The organism is Xanthomonas sp. NCPPB 4037 (assembly GCF_041475695.2).
Taxonomy (GTDB): Bacteria; Pseudomonadota; Gammaproteobacteria; order Xanthomonadales; family Xanthomonadaceae; genus Xanthomonas; species Xanthomonas campestris.
In genome coordinates this window covers 2,008,869-2,029,174 of record NZ_CM191261.1, presented here as the reverse complement: position 1 = coordinate 2,029,174, position 20,306 = coordinate 2,008,869, and the positions used below count along the sequence as shown (strand labels likewise).

The 20,306-nt window shown below is 65.2% G+C and carries 21 protein-coding genes and 1 other RNA gene; 6 read left to right on the top strand and 16 right to left on the bottom strand.

The genetic code is table 11. From position 1 onward, the window contains the following. Positions 1-231: 231 nt before the first annotated feature. Both ftsH and rlmE read right to left on the bottom strand, forming a co-directional pair. Positions 232-2,172, bottom strand: a complete 1,941-nt coding sequence (gene ftsH, locus ACCQ01_RS09170) for an ATP-dependent zinc metalloprotease FtsH (RefSeq protein ID WP_016945233.1) — start codon at positions 2,170-2,172, stop codon at positions 232-234. A 61-nt stretch (positions 2,173-2,233) separates the two neighbouring features. Beyond that, positions 2,234-2,866, bottom strand: coding sequence for a 23S rRNA (uridine(2552)-2'-O)-methyltransferase RlmE (gene rlmE / locus ACCQ01_RS09165; protein ID WP_225041414.1), 633 nt, complete (start codon positions 2,864-2,866; stop codon positions 2,234-2,236). 65 nt (positions 2,867-2,931) lie between these two features. On the opposite strand from rlmE, the gene yhbY reads away from it, so the two are divergent. Both yhbY and ACCQ01_RS09155 read left to right on the top strand, forming a co-directional pair. Next, the gene (gene yhbY, locus ACCQ01_RS09160) at positions 2,932-3,237 is read left to right on the top strand and encodes a ribosome assembly RNA-binding protein YhbY (RefSeq protein WP_011036888.1); all 306 of its coding nucleotides are present in this window, start codon (positions 2,932-2,934) and stop codon (positions 3,235-3,237) included. A 16-nt stretch (positions 3,238-3,253) separates the two neighbouring features. Then, the gene (locus ACCQ01_RS09155; RefSeq protein ID WP_011036887.1) at positions 3,254-3,628 is read left to right on the top strand and encodes an Mth938-like domain-containing protein; all 375 of its coding nucleotides are present in this window, start codon (positions 3,254-3,256) and stop codon (positions 3,626-3,628) included. A gap of 174 nt (positions 3,629-3,802) precedes the next feature. Here ACCQ01_RS09155 and ACCQ01_RS09150 read toward each other — a convergent pair whose 3' ends face one another. The 4 genes from ACCQ01_RS09150 to surE are packed head-to-tail and all read right to left on the bottom strand — an operon-like array spanning position 3,803 to position 6,668. Further along, positions 3,803-4,585: a peptidoglycan DD-metalloendopeptidase family protein gene (locus ACCQ01_RS09150; RefSeq protein ID WP_228432453.1), complete on the bottom strand. Its 783-nt coding sequence runs from the start codon at positions 4,583-4,585 to the stop codon at positions 3,803-3,805. Beyond that, positions 4,582-5,196: a YqaA family protein gene (locus ACCQ01_RS09145; protein ID WP_011036885.1), complete on the bottom strand. Its 615-nt coding sequence runs from the start codon at positions 5,194-5,196 to the stop codon at positions 4,582-4,584. Before ACCQ01_RS09145 ends, ACCQ01_RS09150 begins: the two co-directional genes overlap by 4 nt. A gap of 18 nt (positions 5,197-5,214) precedes the next feature. Beyond that, positions 5,215-5,892, bottom strand: coding sequence for a protein-L-isoaspartate(D-aspartate) O-methyltransferase (locus ACCQ01_RS09140; RefSeq protein ID WP_011036884.1), 678 nt, complete (start codon positions 5,890-5,892; stop codon positions 5,215-5,217). Next, positions 5,889-6,668: a 5'/3'-nucleotidase SurE gene (gene surE / locus ACCQ01_RS09135; RefSeq protein ID WP_115576897.1), complete on the bottom strand. Its 780-nt coding sequence runs from the start codon at positions 6,666-6,668 to the stop codon at positions 5,889-5,891. The genes ACCQ01_RS09140 and surE overlap by 4 nt, the downstream gene beginning before the upstream one ends. Positions 6,669-6,767: 99 nt before the next feature. On the opposite strand from surE, the gene ACCQ01_RS09130 reads away from it, so the two are divergent. Then, positions 6,768-7,307, top strand: a complete 540-nt coding sequence (locus tag ACCQ01_RS09130; RefSeq protein ID WP_228432455.1) for a Smr/MutS family protein — start codon at positions 6,768-6,770, stop codon at positions 7,305-7,307. Positions 7,308-7,367: 60 nt separating this feature from the next. Continuing rightward, positions 7,368-7,443: non-coding RNA, sX9 sRNA (locus tag ACCQ01_RS09125), on the top strand. A 116-nt stretch (positions 7,444-7,559) separates the two neighbouring features. Here ACCQ01_RS09125 and truD read toward each other — a convergent pair. The 9 genes from truD to ACCQ01_RS09080 form a co-directional block, all read right to left on the bottom strand. Continuing rightward, positions 7,560-8,663 (bottom strand): tRNA pseudouridine(13) synthase TruD, encoded by a 1,104-nt coding sequence (gene truD, locus ACCQ01_RS09120; protein ID WP_228432456.1) that lies wholly within the window; start codon positions 8,661-8,663, stop codon positions 7,560-7,562. A gap of 95 nt (positions 8,664-8,758) precedes the next feature. Beyond that, entirely contained in the window at positions 8,759-9,250 is a 492-nt protein-coding gene (ispF, locus tag ACCQ01_RS09115) for a 2-C-methyl-D-erythritol 2,4-cyclodiphosphate synthase (protein ID WP_228432457.1), read from the bottom strand. A gap of 5 nt (positions 9,251-9,255) precedes the next feature. After that, on the bottom strand, positions 9,256-10,053 hold the full coding sequence (gene ispD, locus ACCQ01_RS09110; protein WP_228432458.1) for a 2-C-methyl-D-erythritol 4-phosphate cytidylyltransferase: 798 nt from the start codon (positions 10,051-10,053) through the stop codon (positions 9,256-9,258). Next, positions 10,050-10,415: a cell division protein FtsB gene (gene ftsB / locus ACCQ01_RS09105; protein ID WP_011036878.1), complete on the bottom strand. Its 366-nt coding sequence runs from the start codon at positions 10,413-10,415 to the stop codon at positions 10,050-10,052. The genes ispD and ftsB overlap by 4 nt, the downstream gene beginning before the upstream one ends. Before the next feature lie 3 nt (positions 10,416-10,418). Continuing rightward, a complete protein-coding gene (gene eno, locus ACCQ01_RS09100) occupies positions 10,419-11,711 on the bottom strand; it encodes a phosphopyruvate hydratase (RefSeq protein WP_011036877.1) in 1,293 nt (430 codons plus the stop codon). A 124-nt stretch (positions 11,712-11,835) separates the two neighbouring features. Further along, positions 11,836-12,198 (bottom strand): hypothetical protein, encoded by a 363-nt coding sequence (locus tag ACCQ01_RS09095; protein ID WP_228432460.1) that lies wholly within the window; start codon positions 12,196-12,198, stop codon positions 11,836-11,838. Next, positions 12,195-13,025 carry a 3-deoxy-8-phosphooctulonate synthase gene (gene kdsA / locus ACCQ01_RS09090; protein WP_011036875.1) on the bottom strand — a complete coding sequence of 277 codons (831 nt, stop codon included), beginning with the start codon at positions 13,023-13,025 and terminating at the stop codon, positions 12,195-12,197. Before kdsA ends, ACCQ01_RS09095 begins: the two co-directional genes overlap by 4 nt. Before the next feature lie 410 nt (positions 13,026-13,435). Beyond that, positions 13,436-15,100 (bottom strand): CTP synthase, encoded by a 1,665-nt coding sequence (pyrG, locus tag ACCQ01_RS09085; RefSeq protein ID WP_042598891.1) that lies wholly within the window; start codon positions 15,098-15,100, stop codon positions 13,436-13,438. A 166-nt stretch (positions 15,101-15,266) separates the two neighbouring features. Beyond that, on the bottom strand, positions 15,267-15,506 hold the full coding sequence (locus tag ACCQ01_RS09080) for a hypothetical protein (RefSeq protein WP_019237729.1): 240 nt from the start codon (positions 15,504-15,506) through the stop codon (positions 15,267-15,269). 163 nt (positions 15,507-15,669) lie between these two features. Here ACCQ01_RS09080 and parE point away from each other — a divergent pair, with 163 nt between their 5' ends. Beyond that, on the top strand, positions 15,670-17,559 hold the full coding sequence (gene parE / locus ACCQ01_RS09075; protein ID WP_076035918.1) for a DNA topoisomerase IV subunit B: 1,890 nt from the start codon (positions 15,670-15,672) through the stop codon (positions 17,557-17,559). Between the two features lie 268 nt (positions 17,560-17,827). Here parE and ACCQ01_RS09070 read toward each other — a convergent pair whose 3' ends face one another. Continuing rightward, complete coding sequence (locus ACCQ01_RS09070; RefSeq protein ID WP_228432549.1) at positions 17,828-18,616, bottom strand: CDP-diacylglycerol diphosphatase; 789 nt, start codon at positions 18,614-18,616, stop codon at positions 17,828-17,830. 142 nt (positions 18,617-18,758) lie between these two features. Between ACCQ01_RS09070 and ACCQ01_RS09065 the strand changes: the two genes are divergently transcribed. Then, on the top strand, positions 18,759-20,255 hold the full coding sequence (locus ACCQ01_RS09065; RefSeq protein ID WP_228432462.1) for a S10 family peptidase: 1,497 nt from the start codon (positions 18,759-18,761) through the stop codon (positions 20,253-20,255). Positions 20,256-20,306: the final 51 nt, after the last annotated feature.

Genomic DNA, 20,306 nt, shown 5'->3' with positions numbered 1-20,306 from the left:
TCGCGGAACGCGGTGACGCGTGGTTGAGACAGCGGCAACCTCAGCCCCGCTTACTCACTGGCGTGGGGCGGGCATTGTCGCGCAGCGCATCGGCCTCTGCACATCATCCCGGCACTTGCCATCGGTGGCGTAGGAGCCACTGACATTGGACTGGCAATTCAATCCACCACAATGCAACAAGGCCAGGATCGCTCCTGGCCTTGCGCGTTTCATGCAGCTGACCACCAGGCGTTACAGCTGCTCGGCAGGACCTGCGATCGGCGGCAACGGACGCGGGCTACCCTTGTCGTTGTTGTTGCCACCGTCCTTGTCGGACTTACCCCAGCCAGCCGGCGGCGGCGGGTCGCGGCCTTCCATGATGGCGTCGATCTGCGGCACGTCGATGGTTTCGTACTGCAGCAGCAGCTGCGACATCGCATGCAGCTTGTCCAGATTCTCCGTGAGGATGGTCTTGGTCTTGCTGTACGCCTTGTCCAGGATCGACCGCACCACTTCGTCGATCTTGCGTGCGGTCTCATCCGAGACGTTCTTGTGCTGGGTCACCGAACGGCCCAGGAACACCTCGTCCTCTTCCTCGCCGTAGGCCACCGGGCCGAGTTCGTCAGACAGGCCCCACTTGGTGACCATGTTGCGGGCCATCTTGGTGGCGCGCTCGATGTCGTTGGACGCACCGGTGGTGACCTTGTCGCCACCGAAGATCAATTCTTCGGCAACGCGGCCGCCATACAGCGAGCACAGCTGCGATTCGATCGCCACGCGATTCATTGAGTAGCGGTCGCCTTCCGGCAAGTACATCGTCACGCCCAGGGCGCGGCCACGCGGAATGATCGTGACCTTGTAGACCGGGTCATGCTCGGGCACCAGACGGCCGACGATGGCGTGGCCAGCCTCGTGATACGCAGTCAGGGTCTTCTCGTCCTCGCTCATGGCCATCGAGCGGCGCTCGGCACCCATCAGGATCTTGTCGCGTGCACGGTCGAAGTGGTCCATGCGGACTTCCTTCTCGTTGCCACGTGCGGCGAACAACGCGGCTTCGTTGGCAAGATTGGCCAGATCGGCACCGGAGAAGCCCGGGGTACCACGTGCAATCACCAGCGGCACGACGTCGTCGGCCAGCGGCAGCTTGCGCATATGCACGCGCAGGATCTGCTCGCGGCCCTTGACGTCCGGCAGGCCGACCACGACCTGGCGGTCGAAGCGACCCGGACGCAGCAACGCCGGATCCAGCACGTCAGGACGGTTGGTCGCAGCAATCACGATCACGCCTTCGCCGCCCTCAAAGCCATCCATCTCGACCAGCAACTGGTTGAGCGTCTGCTCGCGCTCGTCATGACCGCCGCCCAGACCGGCACCGCGATGACGACCCACCGCATCGATTTCGTCGATGAAGATGATGCACGGCGCATGCTTCTTGGCCTGCTCGAACATGTCGCGCACGCGGCTGGCGCCGACGCCCACGAACATTTCGACGAAGTCCGAACCGGAGATACTGAAGAACGGCACCTTGGCTTCGCCGGCGATCGCCTTGGCGAGCAAGGTCTTACCGGTACCCGGCGGGCCCACCATCAAAACGCCGCGCGGAATCTTGCCACCCAGCTTGGTGAACTTGGTGGGATCGCGCAGGAAGTCGACCAGCTCGCCCACTTCTTCCTTGGCTTCATCGCAGCCCGCCACGTCGGCGAAGGTGACCTTGACCTGGTCTTCGCCCTGCAGCTTGGCGCGCGACTTGCCGAAGCTCATCGCTCCCTTGGCGCCGCCGCCACCACCCTGCATCTGGCGCATGATGAACAGCCAGAAGCCGATGATCAGGATGACCGGCAGGAAGTTGAGCACCAGCGACCAGAAGCCCGGCCCGGTGGACGGCTTCTGGCGGGTCATTTCGATGTTCTTGCTGTACAGCACGTCGACCAGCTTGTCGTCGCGCGGACCGTAGACGGTGGCTTCGCTGCCGTCGGTGCGCTTGAAGCGGATCGCGTTGACGGCCAAGTTGGTCTCATCGGTGTAATCCACCGACTTCACCCGGCCCGAATCCACTTCCTTCAGGAACTGGGTATAGGTGATCGAGTCAGGGCCCACTCCGCCGGCCATGCGCGGCGAGAAGCTCTGGAAGACGACCATCAGCACAACCGCGACGACCACCCATAGCAGCAGATTCTTGGTCAAGTCGTTCATCCTCATTGGCTCCGGTGCCCTCTACTCTTCTATTCTTGAAAAAACAATCATCGTAGGCAGCTTACTTGATCTGGGCACGCTTGCCCTGACCGAGCACATAAACTTCCGCGGAGCGCTTTCGCGAGGCCGCCGGCTTGCGAATCGTCACCTTCTCATAGCGGCGGCGAAGCTCACGAATGTAGTCGTCGGACCCTACACCCTGGAACAGCTTGATCAGGAACGCCCCGCCTACCTTGAGGTGGGTGTCGGCAAATTCCATGGCCAGTTCCGCCAGGTGCATCATCCGCGGTTGGTCGACCGCATCCATACCGCTCTTATTGGGGGCCATATCCGACAGAACAAGGTCTACCGGCACATCGCCCAGCATGGCCTCGAACTGCGATAGGACGGCCTGCTCCCTGAAGTCGCCGTGAAGGAACTCCACCCCGGCCAGGGGCGGCATCTCCAGGATGTCCAGCGCCACCACCCGGCCGCTCGCACCCATCGACTTGCGCACCTGCTGTGACCATCCGCCCGGCGCCGCGCCCAGGTCGACCACCACCATGCCCGGCTTGAGCAGGCGGTCGCGCTGCAGCAGCTCTTCCAGTTTGTAGGCGGCACGCGAGCGCATCCCTTCGGCCTGGGCCTTTTTGACGAAGGGGTCGGCGAAGTGTTCCTTGAGCCAGCGCTGGCTGCTTTTACTACGGGAAGGCATTGGCAAAGGGGTCCGAACGGGCCGCCATGATACCCTGAACACCCTTTGCTTCCTTTCGATCCTGCATGTCCATCGTTCTAACCTCCGCCCAGAACCGTTTCCTGCGCGGCCAGGCCCATGATCTCAAAGCACTGCTGCAGACCGGCGGCAAGGGCGTCACGCCGGCATTCGTGGCCGAGCTGGAAGACGTGCTCGAACGCCACGAGCTGATCAAGGTGAAGGTGGCAGCGGAAGACCGTGAAACCCGCGACGCGTTGATCGCCGAGATCATCGAGCACACCGGCTGCGCGCTGGTGCAGCGCATCGGCCATGTCGCCATCCTGTACCGCCCCAGCAAGGAAAAGCGCCAGATCGTGCTGCCGCGCGGCTGACCCGACGAGTTCTGCCATGCCTTTGAACCAGGAACACCCCGACTACACCTACGCGCTACGCGCGGCCGATGGCCGCCACGCCAAGGTGAACGAGCAGATTCTGCAGCAGAGTTTCATCCTGATGCCCGACGAGCTGGTGGAACACTGGCCCGTCCCCTCGCTCGGCCAGCTGCAGCCTGCCCACATGGACGCCGTGCTGGCGCTGAACCCGGCAGTGATCCTGCTGGGAACCGGCGAGCGCCAGCAGTTTCCGTCTACGGATGTCCTGGCCGCCTGCCTGACCCGCGGCATCGGCCTGGAAGCCATGACCAATGCGGCGGCGGCACGCACCTACAACGTGCTGGCCAGCGAAGGCCGCCGGGTGGCGCTGGCGATGATCGTAGGCGGGTGAGTTGGGGATTCGGGATTCGGGATTCGGCAAAGCCTGCTGAAGCACTGGTCGCTGTCAAGCAAGCCATGCCACTTCGCTGACGCGCCCTTGGTGGAGCGCGAAATCTGCGCCTCACCGTAACGCCTCAGCCCAAGGCCGTTACGATTCCCGACTCCCCATTCTCGACTCCCGGCTTCACTTCTTGGGCAAATACAGCAGCGGGTCAACCGGCTTGCCGTTGTAGCGGATCTCGAAGTGCAGCATGTCGCGGGCGGCGCCACTGCGGCCCATCTCGGCGATCTGCTGCCCGGCCTTCACGTTCTGGCCTTCGTTGAGCAGGCGCTTGCGGTTGTGGCCGTATGCCGACAGCCACTGGTCGTTGTGCTTGATGATGATCAGCTCGCCGTAGCCGACCAGGCCGGCGCCGGAGTAGACCACCACGCCATCGGCTGCGGCGCGTACGGCTTGCCCGCTGGCACCGGCAATGTCCACGCCTTGCTTGGTGGTCTCGCCGGTGACGAAGGTCCCCACCACCACGCCGTCGGCCGGCCAGCGCCAGCTGAAGCCGCTACTGACCGGGGCCGCAATCGGTGCGGCCGGGCGCGGCGGAACCACGGTGCCGCCACTGGCCACCGGTGCACTTGCACCAGGCTTGCTCGCGCCGGGCGGATACAGCTTGAGCGTCTGCCCGGGGTAGATCGTGTTCGGCGAAGACAGCCCGTTCCAGGCAGCCAGGTCCGGCGCGGTGATATTGGTACGGCGCGAAATCGCATACAGCGTGTCGCCGCGCTGCACGGTCACGGTTGCACCGGGACGCGGCACCGACGGACGCGGCGCGGCACTGGGCCGTGAAGCGCCACCACCACTGCCCGAGTTGGGCGAGCGCATCACTGTCGCGCTGCTGCAGGCCGTCAGCCCTGCCGCTACTACCAGCATCATCGCTGTCTTGCGTACCGATTTCATCTGCGCCCTGCTCATCCGTTCGTTGCCTTCCACACCAGCCAGCCGGCCACCACCGCCAGGACCGCCATCGCCACCCAGCCCAGGGGTTCGATCCAGCGGTGCAGCGCGGCTTCCGCGCGCGCGCCGCCAAGGCGGATCGCGCCGGCCACCAGGTACACGCGCTTGCCGCGCCCCACCAGCATGCTGGCGATGAACGGCAGGATCGGCACGCCGACCACGCCCGAGGCCCAGGTAAAGATCTTCAGGGGAATGGGCGTAAAGCCCACGATCACCAGCAACCAGAACGCCTTCCACGGCGATTCGGCCACCACCTGCCGCAGGTTCTGCACCTGCTCGTCGATGCGCGCGCTCCAGCCCAGCCACTCGATCAGCGGCTGCAAGGCGGCGAACGCGAAGTGACCAAGCAGATAGCCCACCAGCGCACCACTGAGCGATCCGATCAGGCTCAGCGTGGCGAACCACAGTGCGCGTCGCGGCTCGGCCAGCGACATCGGCGCCAGCATCACTTCCGGCGGGACCGGAAAGATGAAGCCCTCGACGAAACTGAGGCCGGTCAGCAGCGCTGGTGCGCGGCGGTGGCGGGACCAACGGATGGCCACGTCGTACAACGGCCCGAATATCTTCATCGAGAAACTCTCATGGGTTCAATCCAGCATGCCCGACAACAGCGGGACGAACGTGACCGGCGCCAGAACCTCTTGCGCGATCTCGCCATCGGCGCCGCGCGTCAGCTGCACCAGCGATTGCGAGGAAGCGCCACCGACCGGGGCCACCAACCGGCCACCGACCGCCAATTGATCGACCAAGGCGTCGACCAGCGCCGGCGCGGCTGCGGTGACTACGATCGCATCGTAGGGGCCGTGTTCCGGCCAGCCGATCCGGCCATCGTCGTGCTTGCTGCGCACGTTCATGCCCAGATGGCGAAAGCGCTTGCGCGCCTGGCGCAGCAGATCGCCGATGCGCTCGACGGTATAGACCTCCAGGCCCAGTGCCGCCAGGATCGCGCCCTGGTAGCCAGAGCCGGTGCCCACTTCTAGCACTTTCTTCGGCGCCACCTGCAGCACTGCCTCGGTCATGCGCGCGACCACCCATGGCTGGGAAATGGTCTGGCCATGGCCGATCGGCAGCGCGGTGTCTTCGTAAGCGCGCGAGGCCAGCGCTTCATCGATGAACAGATGACGCGGCACGGTGCGCACGGCGTTGAGCGTGGCCTCGTCCTGGATGCCGGACTCGCGCAAACGCTCGACCAGACGGTCGCGCACCCGCTGCGAGGTCATGCCAATCCCCACCGATTCCGGTTGCAGGCGCAGCCGCGGGGTCATGCCGGCGCGTCCAGCGCAGCGGTCAGGCCGCCGACCCAGCCGGCGACGGTGTCCAGCGCCTGGTAGCGGGTGAGATCGACGTGGATCGGCGTGATCGAGATATGCCCGGTGCGCACGGCGTGGAAGTCGGTGCCGGCGCCAGCATCCTGCTCTGGACCGGCCGGGCCAATCCAGTAGACGGTACGTCCACGCGGATCGCTCTGCGGCACGCACGGCTCGGACCGATGCCGGTTGCCAAGACGCGTCACTTCAAAACCGAGCACATCCGCCCAGGGCAGATCCGGCACGTTGACGTTGAGGATGGTGTCGGCGGGCAACGGATCGGCCTTCAACCGCGCCACGATTTCCACCGCGGCACGTGCGGCGGTCTCGAAATGATGGGCTTCGTGATTCTGCGTCACCAGCGAGACCGCCACTGCAGGCAGGCCGAGAAAACGCCCTTCCATCGCAGCAGACACCGTGCCCGAATAGATCACGTCGTCGCCGAGATTGGCTGAGTTATTGATGCCCGAGACCACGATATCCGGGTCGTAATCGAGCATGCCGGTGAGCGCCAGATGCACGCAGTCAGTGGGTGTGCCGGCAACCGCGCAGGTCTGCGCGTCGATGCGGCGGGTGCGGATCGGCACATCCAGGGTCAGCGAATTGCTGGCACCGGAGCGATCGCGATCGGGCGCGACTACCATCACTTCATGACCGGCGCGTCGCAGCGCCTCGGCCAGGATCTGGATGCCGGGGGCGTCGACACCGTCGTCGTTGCTAACCAGTACGCGCATGGGACTCCTCGGAAAACCCGGCCATGATACCGGATGCGTCCGTCCGCTTCGCGCTTGATCTTCGCTTGCGCCTGAGGTTGGGCAGGGTACGCTGTGACGATGTCGCATCCTGAAGACGAAGACGACGGCGCGCTGTTCCGTGCAGCTATTGGCGAAGTGAAGCCGATCCGCGCCGTTGCACCGCCCGCCAACACCAAGCCGCGGCCAAAGCCGCGTGCGCGTATGGCCGAGCGCGACGAAGCCGAGGCGCAGAGCGAATTTGCGCGCCTGCTACGTGATTCTTCGCCGCTGGAAGCTGGTGACACCGCCAGCTATCGGCGCGATACCCTGCCCGCGCGGCTGTTCCAGCGACTCAAGCGCGGTCAATTTTCGGTGCAGGACGAACTGGACCTGCACGGCGCCACTGCCACACAAGCCGACGCCTTGCTACGCCAGTTCCTGCTGGAGGCGCATGCACACGAGCACGGCTGCGTGCGCATCATCCACGGCAAGGGCCTGCAATCGGACAGTGGCGCACCGGTGCTGAAGAACCTGGTGGACCGTGTGCTACGCCAGCGCAACGATGTGCTGGCCTTCCATTCCGCACCGCCGACACAAGGCGGAACCGGTGCTCTGCTGGTGTTGTTGGCACGGCGTTAGAGCAGCTATCAAAACGACTGCGCAGCCGCCAGGCGGGCGCGGCCGGTGCTCAAAATCGGTATGTACTGCTCCTGCACACCGGCTCTTCCGCGCCGCCCGCAACCACCTGGCGGCTGCTTACTACGTTTTGATAGCCGCCCTTGGTCGCACCGGTCATGCACCGTAGGAGCGGCCTTGGCCGCGATGCGTTATCGGGAACGCCTCATCGCGGCCAAGGCCGCTCCTACGGGAATGCTAGTGCTGGCGTACCACTCAGCCCTCGGAACGCGACTGCGGTGCAACGCGCGCTGCATCGACGACCTCGCCCAGTTCCCACAACACCGCGGTTGCGTAGCAGCCCGGTGGCAAGGCGAAGGTGAGCTGCAGCGTCTGCGCGTCCAACCAGGCATGTGCCAACGCCTGCGGACACAGCCGCAGCGCGCGGCGCTCCTGCTTGAGGCCGGCCGCTTCCAGGCCCGTGCGCAACGCGAGCGATTGCGGATCCGACACTGCCGCCTGCTCAATCGCCGCTGCATCTGCGCTGCAGCGTAATTCGCCAGCGCCCCACAACGGGCCGCTGGGATGAATGTCGAAACGCGCCAGACGCTCGGCCAACACCTCGCTCCAGGGTTCGGGACCGAACACGCTGCGTGAGCCGTCCAGCATCCAGGCCTCGCCGTCCAGTGGCGCATCCCAATTGCCCTGCTCCACGCGCGCACTCAGCACCTGGTTGAACAGTGCCGAACGTGCTGCCGACAACAGCAGCGAGCGTTGATCGTTGCGCAGGCGACGCTTGGGTGCGGGCGCGAGCGTGCCATCCAGCTGCCGCGTGTAACCGAACATCGCCAATGCCGCGGCGACATTGCCACCATCGCGACCGAATCGCTGCTCGCCAAACCAGTTGGGGATGCCGCGCGCAGCGATCGCGTGCAGGCGCGCATCAATCACCGCCTGATCGCCCACCACCTCACGCAGCGTCAGCACGAAGCGATTGCCGTGCAAGGCGCCGCGCTGCAGCTTGCGGTTGTGCCAGGTGTGCTCCACCACCTGCATGTCGTCATCGTCCAGCGCACGCAAATCCGGGGCGATGCGTTTGGGCAGATGCACGCTGAAGCGCTGCGTGGTCACCGCGTGGCGGTCCTTCAGACCCGCGTAGCCAATGCCCATCTCCGCAATGCCGGCCCACTGCGCCAAACGCTTGGCCACGTAAGCGGTGTTCTGGCCACGCTTGCGCACGGTCAGCAGCAGATGCTCGCCTTCACCCGATGCATCGAACGCGGGCAACTCATCAACCTGGAAATCCTCGGCAATGCTGCGCATTGCCGCAGTGAGCACCGCGGCGCCATGCGCGCGCGGCAAAACGGGTGAATCGCTCATGGGAAAGTCCAGTGAGATGCGACAGGTGACGTACGCATGCTGCCGGCACCGCCGGCGTCAGAATGCAATCGCACGCCTCGCGCGTGCGACGCCAGTTAGGCGGCGATCTTGCCGAGCAGCACCGCGGCCTGTGCGGCAATGCCTTCGCTGCGCCCGGTGAATCCCAGTTTCTCGCTGGTGGTCGCCTTGATGCTCACAGCATCCAGTTCGATGGCCAGCAGCCCGGCAATGCGCTCGCGCATCGCCAACGCATGCGGGCCTACCTTGGGCCGTTCGCAGATCACCGTGATGTCGGCATTGCCCACCCGCCAGCCGCGATCACGCAGCAACTGGTCGCAGTGCTGCAGGAACTGCGCGCTGTCGGCACCCTTCCAACGCGCATCGGAGGGCGGGAAATGCACGCCGATATCGCCCAGCGCCAGGCCACCGAGCATCGCATCGCACAACGCATGCAGCACCACGTCGCCATCGCTGTGTGCCATTACGCCGTGACTATGCGCCACGCGCACGCCACCCAGCATCAGATGATCGCCCGGGCCGAACGCATGCACGTCGTAACCCTGGCCGATGCGGAAATTGAAGGACATGTTGCTTACACCTCTTCGGAACCGGACGCCGCAGAACGCGCACCGGAAAAAACGGACATTGCAGCAGAGGACGTAGCGCTGCGCTCAGCCTCCCGGCTGGCGCCACCGCGGTCGCGGTTCGCCAGCTCGCACTCAAAACGTGCCAGATCCGCAGGCGTGGTCACCTTGAAGTTGTCTTCGGCACCTTCCACCAGCAAGGGACGCAAGCCAAGCCGCTCGATCGCCATCGCCTCGTCGGTCACGTCCACGCCGGCAGCCGATGCCTCGGTGAGGCCGCGGATCAACTGATGGCGCCGGAACAACTGTGGCGTCAACGCGCGCCACAACCGCTGGCGCGGCTCGGTGCCGTCGATCCCGCCATCGTCGCCTGCGCGTTTGAGCGTATCGCGCACCGGCGCGGCCAAAATGGCACCGACCGGATCGCCGCGACCGATCTCCAGCAACCGGTCCAGATCAGCCAGCGCCAGGTTGGGCCGGGCCGCATCGTGCACCAGCACAAAGTCATCGGTGCGCACGCCGTCCGGTAACGCAAGCAACCCGGCCAGCACCGACGCCGCACGCGTGGCGCCGCCCACGCAGGTGAGCAGGGGCTTGGCGTGCACAGCTGTCCAGCCCGGCCAGTCGGCATCGTCGGGAGCAATCGCCACCACGATCCCGGCCACCGCCGGATGTGCTGCCAGGGCCGCCAACGTGTAGGCCATCAGCGGCTGGCCCGCCGCGTGCAAATACTGCTTTGGCACCGCACCGCCAAAGCGCGTGCCACGCCCGGCCGCCGGGACAATCGCCCACACCGAGCCGGTCATGGGTGATCTACCGGGTCGGCAGACGCTGCGGGCGGTTGTGCAGGCGGTGCTGCTTCCTGCGCTGCCGGTGGCAACAGCGGCGCATCTTCGACCACGCGATAAAACGTCTCGCCGGGCTTGATCATGCCCAGCTCGCTGCGCGCGCGTTCCTCGATTGCCGCCTCGCCGTCCTTCAAATCCTTGACCTCTGCCGCCAATGCCTGATTGCGTTGGCGCAGGCCTTCGTTATCCCGTGTCTGATGGGCAACCTGGGCTTCCAGCATCATCACTTCACCGGAATTCCCAGGCCCGAACCAGAAGCGGTACTGCAGCCACGCCAGCAGTACCGCCAGCACCAGCAGGAGCCAGCGCCAGTTGCGCACGGCTTATCGCTTGAGCGAAACGAACGCGTCGCGGCCGGCGTAACGCGCGCCGGACCCCAGTGCCTGCTCGATGCGCAGCAACTGGTTGTACTTGGCCACGCGGTCGCTGCGGCACAGCGAGCCGGTCTTGATCTGGGTGGCGGTGGTGGCCACGGCGATATCGGCGATGGTGGTGTCTTCGGTCTCGCCCGAACGGTGCGACACGATCGAGGCGTAGTTGGCCGCATGCGCCATGGCAATGGCTTCCAGCGTCTCGGTCAGCGTGCCGATCTGGTTGACCTTGATCAGGATCGCGTTGGCGGTGCCGCTGTCGATGCCTTCCTTGAAGATCTTTGGGTTGGTGACGAACAGATCGTCGCCCACCAGCTGCACCTTCTTGCCGACGCGATCGGTCAGCAGCTTCCAGCCGGCCCAGTCGTCCTCGGCCAGGCCGTCTTCGATGCTGATGATCGGGTACTGCGCCACCCAGTCGGCCAGGAAGTCGACGAACTGCTCGCTGGTCAGGCGCTTGTTCTCGCCCACCAGGTTGTACTTGCCGTTGTCGTAGAACTCCGACGAGGCCACGTCCAGGCCCAGCAGGATGTCTTCGCCAGCGGTGTAACCGGCCTTGCCGATCGCTTCGAGAATGGTGTCCAGCGCTTCGACATTGCTGCGGAAGTCCGGGGCGAAGCCGCCCTCGTCACCCACCGCCGTGCTGAGGCCGTGGCCCTTGAGCACCGACTTGAGCGAATGGAAGATCTCGGTGCCCGCACGCAGCGCTTCGGAGAACGAGCTGCAGCCCACCGGCAGCACCATGAATTCCTGGAAGTCGACATTGTTGTCGGCATGCGCGCCGCCGTTGATGATGTTCATCATCGGCACCGGCAGGGCGACATCGGATTCGGTGATGGTGGACAGGTACTGCCACAGCGGCTGCTTGCGCGAGGCGGCGACCGCATGCGCGGCGGCCAGCGACACACCCAGCAGCGCGTTGGCGCCCAGGCGCCCCTTGTTCTCGGTGCCGTCGAGGTCGATCAGGCGACGGTCCAGGCCCTGCTGGTCGGCCGCATCGAAGTCCTTGAGCGTCTCGGCGATAGTGCCGTTGACGTTTTCCACGGCCTTGCGCACGCCCTTGCCCAGGTAACGGGTCTTGTCGCCGTCGCGCAGTTCCACCGCTTCCTTGGTGCCGGTCGAGGCGCCCGAGGGCACGGCGGCGCGGCCGAACGAGCCGTCTGCCAGCGTGACTTCCGCCTCCAGCGTGGGATTGCCGCGGGAGTCGAGGATTTCACGGGCGAGAATCTTGGCAATAGTGGTCATAGGTCCGATCGGTTACCAGTAAGGGGGGAAGTACACCGGAAACAAGCTGCCGGATTATCGCCGCACACTGCCCCGTTGCCAAATCGCATGGGCAGCGAACGCACGGCAAGCCACCGGCGCGCCACTAGGCCATCACGCCCAGCAGCGACAAGCCAAACAACAAGAGCAAGAACAGCAGCGAGGCCAGCCCCATCGCCGCGGCGACAGGCTGGCGACCCAACCGAAGCGCAAGGGGGCCGGCCACCAGGCCGCCCAACGTCACCAGCGCGCCCACCACCAGCGTGACCAGCATCGGGGTGCGCGTGGCCTGCATGGCATGACTGCCGTCGCCCGGCATGCCGAAGCTGGCGGCCGCCAGGAAGGCCATCACCGCAAAACAGGCCCACGCGGACAGCGACAGGCCCAGCGCCATCCAGCCCCAGGGCCAGTGACGCCACTGCCGGCGCTGGCGGCGCACTGCCGCCTGCGCCCACGGATCAGAACTCATGCGAAGCGCGCGAACCCGTGCTTTTTGGTCACTGCATCCAGTTCCATCAGCGTCTCGAGCAGCTCTTCCATGCGGTCCAGCGGCCAGGCATTGGGGCCATCGGACAACGCCTTGGACGGGTCCGGATGGGTTTCGGCAAACAAGCCCGAAATGCCCACTGCGACAGCGGCACGTGCCAGCACCGGCACGAATTCGCGCTGGCCACCGGAACTGCTGCCCTGCCCGCCCGGCAACTGCACCGAATGGGTGGCATCGAACACCACCGGGCAGCCGGTGTCGCGCATGACGCTGAGCGAGCGCATGTCGCTGACCAGGTTGTTGTAGCCGAACGAGGCGCCACGTTCGCAGACCATGATCTGCTCGTTGCCGGTCGACTTGGCCTTGTCCACCACTGGCTTCATGTCCCACGGCGCCAGGAACTGGCCCTTCTTGATGTTCACCGGCTTGCCGGCGGCGCAGACGTTCTTGATGAAGTCGGTCTGGCGCACCAGAAAGGCCGGAGTCTGCAGCACGTCGACGACGGCGGCCACTTCATTCATCGGGGTGTATTCGTGCACGTCGGTGAGCACCGGCACGCCGATCTGCTTTTTCACCGCGTCCAGCACCTTCAGGCCTTCTTCCAGGCCGGGGCCGCGGAAGCTGGTGCCGGAGGTGCGGTTGGCCTTGTCGAAACTCGACTTGAAGATGAAGTTGATCCCGAGCTTGCCGGTGATCTCCTTGAGCTTGCCGGCCACGTCGAGCTGCAGTTGCATCGACTCGATCACGCAGGGGCCGGCAATCAGGAACAACGGCTGATCCAGGCCAACTTCGAAGTCACACAGTTTCATCAGGTCACCTTGTTGATTGAAGCCCCTCTCCCACCGGGAGAGGGGTTGGGGTGAGGGTAAGAATAAGGGCACCAAGCGCTTATGAAGCCGGGTGGTTTGCGTTGGTTGGCGCGTGGCGACGCGTTCATCAGGGCCGCCATCTTCCGGTGTGTTGCGGCGCCCCTCATCCGGCGCTTCGCGCCCCTTCTCCCGATGGGAGAAGGGAGCTGCTGCGCGCTTTTGATTTAAGCCCCTCTCCCACCGGGAGAGGGGTTGGGGTAAGGGTATGGTTGCGAAGCATCGCTAAAGCAACATGGTTTGCCTTGGCTTCCGCGTCGAAGTGTTCGTCATGGCTGCCACCTTCCAGTGTGTTGCGGCGCCCCACCATCCACATCTACGGACCACATTCTCCCAACGGGAGAAGGAGCGGCTCACGCACGCGCTTCCTTCAACAGCTTGCCGCCGGCCTTCTTCTCGCGCGCGGCGCGCACGAAGCCAATGAACAGCGGATGCCCGTCGCGCGGGGTGGACAGGAATTCCGGATGCGCCTGGCAAGCCAGGAACCACGGATGCGCATCGCGCGGCAGCTCCACCATTTCCACCAGCGTGTCGTCCATCGACTTGCCGGAAATCACCAGGCCGGCATCTTCCAGCTGGGTGCGGTAGCGGTTGTTGAACTCGTAGCGATGGCGATGCCGCTCGGCCACCACGTCCTTGCCGTACACCTCGCGCGCCAGAGTGCCCGGCTTCAGGCGCTGCTCCTGCAGGCCCAGACGCATGGTGCCGCCCAGGTCGGATTTTTCATCGCGCTTTTCCACCTCGCCGGTGGCGGTGCGCCACTCGGTGATCAGGCCGATCACCGGGTGCGGCGACTGGCGATCGTTTTCGGTGCTGTTGGCAGCGTCCAGATCGGCCACGTGGCGGGCATAGTCCACCACCGCCGCCTGCATGCCGTAGCAGATGCCGAAATACGGCACCTTGTGCTCGCGGGCGTACTTGGAGGTCTGCACCTTGCCTTCGAAGCCGCGATCGCCGAAGCCGCCCGGCACCAGAATGCCGTCGATGCCCTGCAATGCGGCCATGTCGCTGCCTTCCAGATCCTGCGCTTCCAGCCAGGTCAGGTTGACCTTGGTGCGCTGACGCAGGCCACCGTGCTTGAGCGCCTCGGCCACCGACTTGTAGGCGTCCTGATGATCGACGTACTTGCCAACCACCGCGATGGTCACCTCATCGAGCGGATGCTTGACCGCATCGACCACCGCTTCCCACTCGGACAGATCGGCCGCGGCGACCTTGTCGCGCAGCTTGAACTGATCGATGACCAGTTCGTCCAGACCCTGGCGGCGCAGTTCCAGCGGCATGCCGTACAGCACGTCGATGTCGGGGCAGCTGATCACCGCACGCTCGGAGACGTTGGTAAACAACGCGATCTTGCGGCGCTCCGAATCCGGCACCGCCTGTTCGGAGCGGCACAGCAGCACGTCCGGCTGGATACCGATCGAGCGCAGCTCCTTGACCGAATGCTGGGTCGGCTTGGTCTTCAACTCGCCGGCCGCAGCGATGTACGGCACCAGGGTGAGGTGCATGAACATGGCCTTCTCGGCGCCGCGTTCGGTGCGCACCTGGCGGATGGCCTCCAGGAACGGCAACGACTCGATATCGCCCACGGTGCCGCCGATTTCGATCAACGCCACGTCGAATCCGGCCGTAGCCTCGTCGATGCAGCGACGGATTTCATCGGTGATATGCGGGATGACCTGCACGGTCGCGCCCAGGTAGTCGCCGCGGCGCTCCTTACGGATCACGTTTTCGTAGATGCGGCCGGTCGTGACCGAATTCTTGCGCGACAACCGCGTGCGCACGTAGCGCTCGTAGTGGCCCAGGTCCAGATCGGTTTCGGCGCCGTCATCGGTGACGTAGACCTCACCATGCTGGAACGGGCTCATCGTGCCCGGGTCCACATTGATGTACGGATCCAGCTTCATCATCGTGACCTTCAGGCCACGCGCTTCAAGAATGGACGCAAGCGAAGCAGCGGCGATGCCCTTGCCTAGCGAGGACACTACACCGCCTGTTACAAAAATCAGGGGAGTCATGGGGCTCAAGGCCTCCCGGAAAGCCATAGTTTAACGGGTGACGGGCGAATGCCCAAGGGTTGCGTGCACTCCAGGCGTCCGTGACGCCACTGGATGCACGCACATCGTGCAAATGCAGACGCCCCGACCGGAGCCGGGGCGTCTGCGGGCGAAACCTGCGCTGTCCTCAGCGCGACGGCTTCTCTTCTTCCTCTTCTTCGCGCGGGGCCTGGCCGGCTTCCGGCTTGGCCTTGGCAGCAGCGGCGCGGCGCTCGGCCTTGCGCTCGGCCTCGGTCTTGGCCTTGTCGTCATTGGCCTTCTGCGCGCTGGCGCCCTGCCCCTGTGGCGGAGCGGTCTGCGCGATGGCCGGCAGTGCTGCAACCGCGGCGGCGCCCAGGGTGAGCATCAGAATGTGCTTGAACTTCATGGGTCTACTCCTGGTTCGGTGACATCCTAAGGTGGGGACGTTTGGCTCCGAATCCAACGCCAGCATAGTCAGCGGCGCCCGGCCGGCCACTGAACGCCGGTCGCGTGCAAAAAATCGCACCAGACCCCACACTTGCGCGTCGTTTCACGTGCCAACGAGATGCATGAACACCCGTTATAACGCCGCCGATATTGAAGTCCTGTCGGGCCTTGACCCGGTCAAGCGCCGCCCTGGCATGTATACCGACACCGCGCGCCCGAACCATCTGGCGCAGGAAGTCATCGACAACTCGGTGGACGAGGCGCTGGCCGGTCACGCCAAGCAGGTCGAAGTGACCCTGTACAAGGATGGCAGCTGCGAGGTCTCCGACGATGGCCGCGGCATGCCCGTGGACATGCACCCGGAGGAGAAGATCCCCGGCGTGGAGCTGATCCTCACCCGCCTGCATGCCGGCGGCAAGTTCAGCAATCGCAACTACACCTTCTCTGGCGGCCTGCATGGCGTGGGCGTGAGCGTGGTCAATGCGCTGTCGACCAAGGTCGAGCTGTTCATCAAGCGCGAAGGCAACGAGCACCGCATGGAGTTTCGCGACGGCAACGCCGCCTCCAAGCTGGAAGTGGTGGGCACGGTCGGCAAGAAGAACACCGGCACGCGGCTGCGTTTCTGGGCCGACCCCAAGTATTTCGACACCCCCAAGTTCAATGTGCGGGCGCTGCGCCATCTGCTGCGCGCCAAGGCGGTGCTATGCCCCGGCCTGACCGTGAAGCTGCACGACGAGGCCACCGGCGAGCAGGACAGCTGGTACTTCGAGGACGGCCTGCGCGACTACCTCAAGGGCGAAATGGCCGACCGCGAGCTACTGCCTGCGGATCTGTTCGCCGGCAGCCTCAAGAAGGACACCGAGATCGTCGATTGGGCGGCCGCGTGGGTGCCGGAGGGCGAGCTGACCCAGGAAAGCTACGTCAACCTGATCCCCACCGCGCAGCACGGCACCCACGTCAACGGCCTGCGCTCGGGCCTGACCGATGCGTTGCGCGAGTTCTGCGACTTCCGCAACCTGCTGCCGCGCGGCGTGAAGCTGGCGCCGGAAGACGTGTGGGACCGGGTCACCTTCGTGCTCAGCCTGAAGATGACCGACCCGCAATTCTCCGGGCAGACCAAGGAACGACTGTCGTCGCGCCAGGCCGCCGGCTTCATCGAAGGCGCCGCGCACGATGCCTTCAGCCTGTACCTCAATCAGAACGTGGAGATCGGCGAGAAGATCGCGCAGATCGCCATCGACCGCGCCAGCGCGCGCTTGAAGACCGAAAAGCAGATCGTCCGCAAGAAGGTCACCCAGGGCCCTGCCCTGCCCGGCAAGCTGGCCGACTGCATCAGCCAGGACCTGTCGCGGACCGAGTTGTTCCTGGTGGAAGGCGATTCGGCCGGCGGCTCGGCCAAGCAGGCACGCGACAAGGATTTCCAGGCGATCCTGCCGCTGCGCGGCAAGATCCTCAACACCTGGGAAGTGGCGTCCGGCAGCGTGCTGGCGTCCGAGGAAGTGCATAACCTGGCGATCGCGATCGGCTGCGACCCGGGCAAGGACGACATCACCGGGCTGCGCTACGGCAAGGTGGTGATCCTGGCCGACGCCGACTCCGACGGCCTGCATATCGCCACCCTGCTCACCGCGCTGTTCCTGCAGCATTTCCCCGCGCTGGTGGCCGCCGGCCACGTGTTCGTGGCGATGCCGCCACTGTTCCGCGTGGACGTGGGCAAGCAGGTGTTCTATGCGCTGGACGAGGAAGAAAAGACTACGCTGCTGGACAAGATTGCGCGCGAAAAGATGAAGGGCCAGATCAGCGTCACCCGCTTCAAGGGCCTGGGCGAAATGAATCCGCAGCAGTTGCGCGAATCGACCATCCACCCCGACACGCGCCGCCTGGTGCAGCTGACGATTGACGACGGCGAACAGACCCGCTCGTTGATGGACATGCTGCTGGCCAAAAAGCGCGCGGGCGACCGCAAGCAGTGGCTGGAAACCAAGGGCGACCTGGCGTCGCTGGAAGTCTAGGACGCGGCGATTCGGAACTGCCTTCTCGCTGCTCGTTGCAGCGGCGAGAAGGCATCTCTTCGCGCGGAGGTAAGCGTGTTCTGGAATGACCGCACCGCATGCGCGGGCCGAGTGAAGCTCGAATTTCAGCAGCGTGTAACGGCGGCGCATGCGCGTGTAGAACGTTCAAACACCTGACGCTTCACTTGATCCCGATGCGCGCGTCATCAAACAGCGCGCAGCAGCAATCGCTTCAGCACGCATCGCGAGCCACGCGCTCACGCATCACTCAGCGCACACCCGGCAACACCTCGTGTGCGCCGGTGACCAGGCCACAGGCGTGGTCCTGCAATTCTTCGCCACTGGCCCGATTGCCGGTGGCCGCATCCTGCCGCGTCGCCAGCAACACGAAGCCCGGCTGCCCGTCGTCCAACTGCGCGCCTGCCACCACCAGCGAGTAATCGCGCAGGCTCGCATCGGCAGGAATGGCGCTGGCGAGCAGGCGAATCGGATCGTCGTTGAGCGTATCGCCCGGCAGCGTCCTGGCCAGATACACATGGCCCAGCAAGGGTTCGGCCAACGCACGCCATTGCGGGCCGATCTGCGCGTGCTCTCGCTGCAGGGCGGCGTAGACGTCCGGGCGCAGGCAATCGATGTGGATGTGCAGCTGTTCCTGCGAGCGCCCATGCGGCGAGTTGAGCGCCAGGCTCACATAGGCGCGCGGCAACGGCTGCGCCAGCGCGGATGCAACGAAGCTGCGCGCCGACCATGCGCTGGCGAAATAGTTCGGCGCATCGGCCCGCAATAGCGAGGGATCTTCGATCCCGCTGACACGCACGCTGGGCACCAGCAGGTATTGGAAGCGCCCGTGGTTGTCCTTCAGTACCACCGCCTGCCGCTGCGGATCAGGCCACACCGCGGCGCAATCGTCCGGCACCGGCCCGGCCTGCAGGCAGTGCGTGGTGACGATGCGCCATAACGCATCCGGATCGCTGGCATGCCGCACCGGCGGCGGCGAGGCGCAGCCGGCCACCAACAGCGTGGCAGCTGCAAGGAATTGGGCAACACGGCAATGCACGTTCGTCTTCAACCAGTGCCTGCGGCGCGCCATCATAACCAGCCGCGCCGCTTCGGTCAGCGCGTCCTGCCATGCCTTTGGGCACATCCAACAGCGATCGCAGGCGCCTAGGATCGTCGCTCCCCCATCGCTGTTGACCACCATGCCTTCTTTCCTGCGCGCCAGCGTGCTGACGCTTCTTCTGTTGGGCGGGCCGGCCCTGGCGGCCGCGCCAGCAGACAAAAAGACCGACCCCGCCGCCGATGCACCCGCTGCCAAACCGGTGCCGTTGCCTGCCGATGCCAGCGTTCGCCAGAGCACCCGCGTGGCCGGGCGCTCACTGAGCTACACCGCCACCGTCGGCACCCTGCCGGTCCGCGATGCGCAGGGCAAGACCACCGGCGAAGTGGTCTTCACCGCCTACACCGTCGACGGCAAGGACCGCCCGGTCACCTTTGCGTTGAATGGCGGCCCGGGTGCTTCATCGGTGTATCTCAACATGGGCGCGATCGGCCCGAAGGTAGTGGCGTTTGGCGCCGAAGGCAACAGCGCCTCGGCACCGGCCGCGCTGCGCGACAATCCCGGCACCTGGCTGGACTTCACCGACCTGGTGTTCATCGACCCGATCGGCACCGGCTTCAGCCGCTCTTTAATCAGTGACGACGAAGCCAAGAAGCAGTTCTACAACCCGCAGGTCGACGTCGAATATCTTTCGCGCGTGGTCTACGACTGGTTGCTCAAGAATCGCCGCCTCCAGGCACGCAAATACCTGGTGGGCGAAAGCTACGGCGGCTTCCGCGGCCCACGCATCACCCACTACCTGCAGACCCGCCTGGGCGTGGCGATGAATGGCGTGGTGCTGGTGTCGCCGTACCTCAACCCGACCCTGGACGACAACAGCGATGTGTCACCGCTGGCCTGGATGATGACGCTGCCCTCCATCGCCGCCGCGCACCTGGAACGCCAGCGCCAGCTCACCGATGCGGCAATGCGCCAGGTCATCGACTACACGCGCGGCGACTACGCGGTGGCTCTGATGAAAGGACGCACCGACCCGCAGGCCAGCGAGGCGATGCTGCAGCAGGTCACGCGCATGACCGGGCTGGATCCGGCTTATGTGCGGCGCTCCGGCGGGCGCCTGGAAACCCAGGCGTATCTGCGCGAAGTCTTCCGCGATAAAGGCGAGTTGGGCAGCCGTTACGATTCCAACGTAACCGCGTTCGACCCGTTCCCCAACGACCCCGAGCAACGCGCCAACGACCCACTGCTGGACAGCATCATCGCGCCCACCACCACCGCGATGGTGGACTTCGTGACCCGCGTGGTGGGCTGGAAGATCGATGCGCGCTACCAGGCACTCAATTACGACGTCAACAAGCTCTGGGACTGGGACGATGAGCTGCGCAAGGGCGCGGTGACGCAATTGCGCCAGGCGGTGGCGATCGACCCGAAGTTGCGCGTGCTGATCGCGCACGGCTGGAACGACCTCTCCTGCCCGTTCATGGGCTCGGTACTCACCGTGGACCAGATGCCGGCGATGGGCAGCGACCCGAAGCGCGTGCAGGTGCGCGAGTACCCCGGCGGCCACATGTTCTACAACCGCGCCGACAGCCAGGCCGCGTTCCGCAGCGACGTCAAGGCGATGTACGAGACACGCTGAGGTTGGTCCTGCCGGCGGCAGCAGTCGCCGGCAGTGCGCAATGCATTGCAG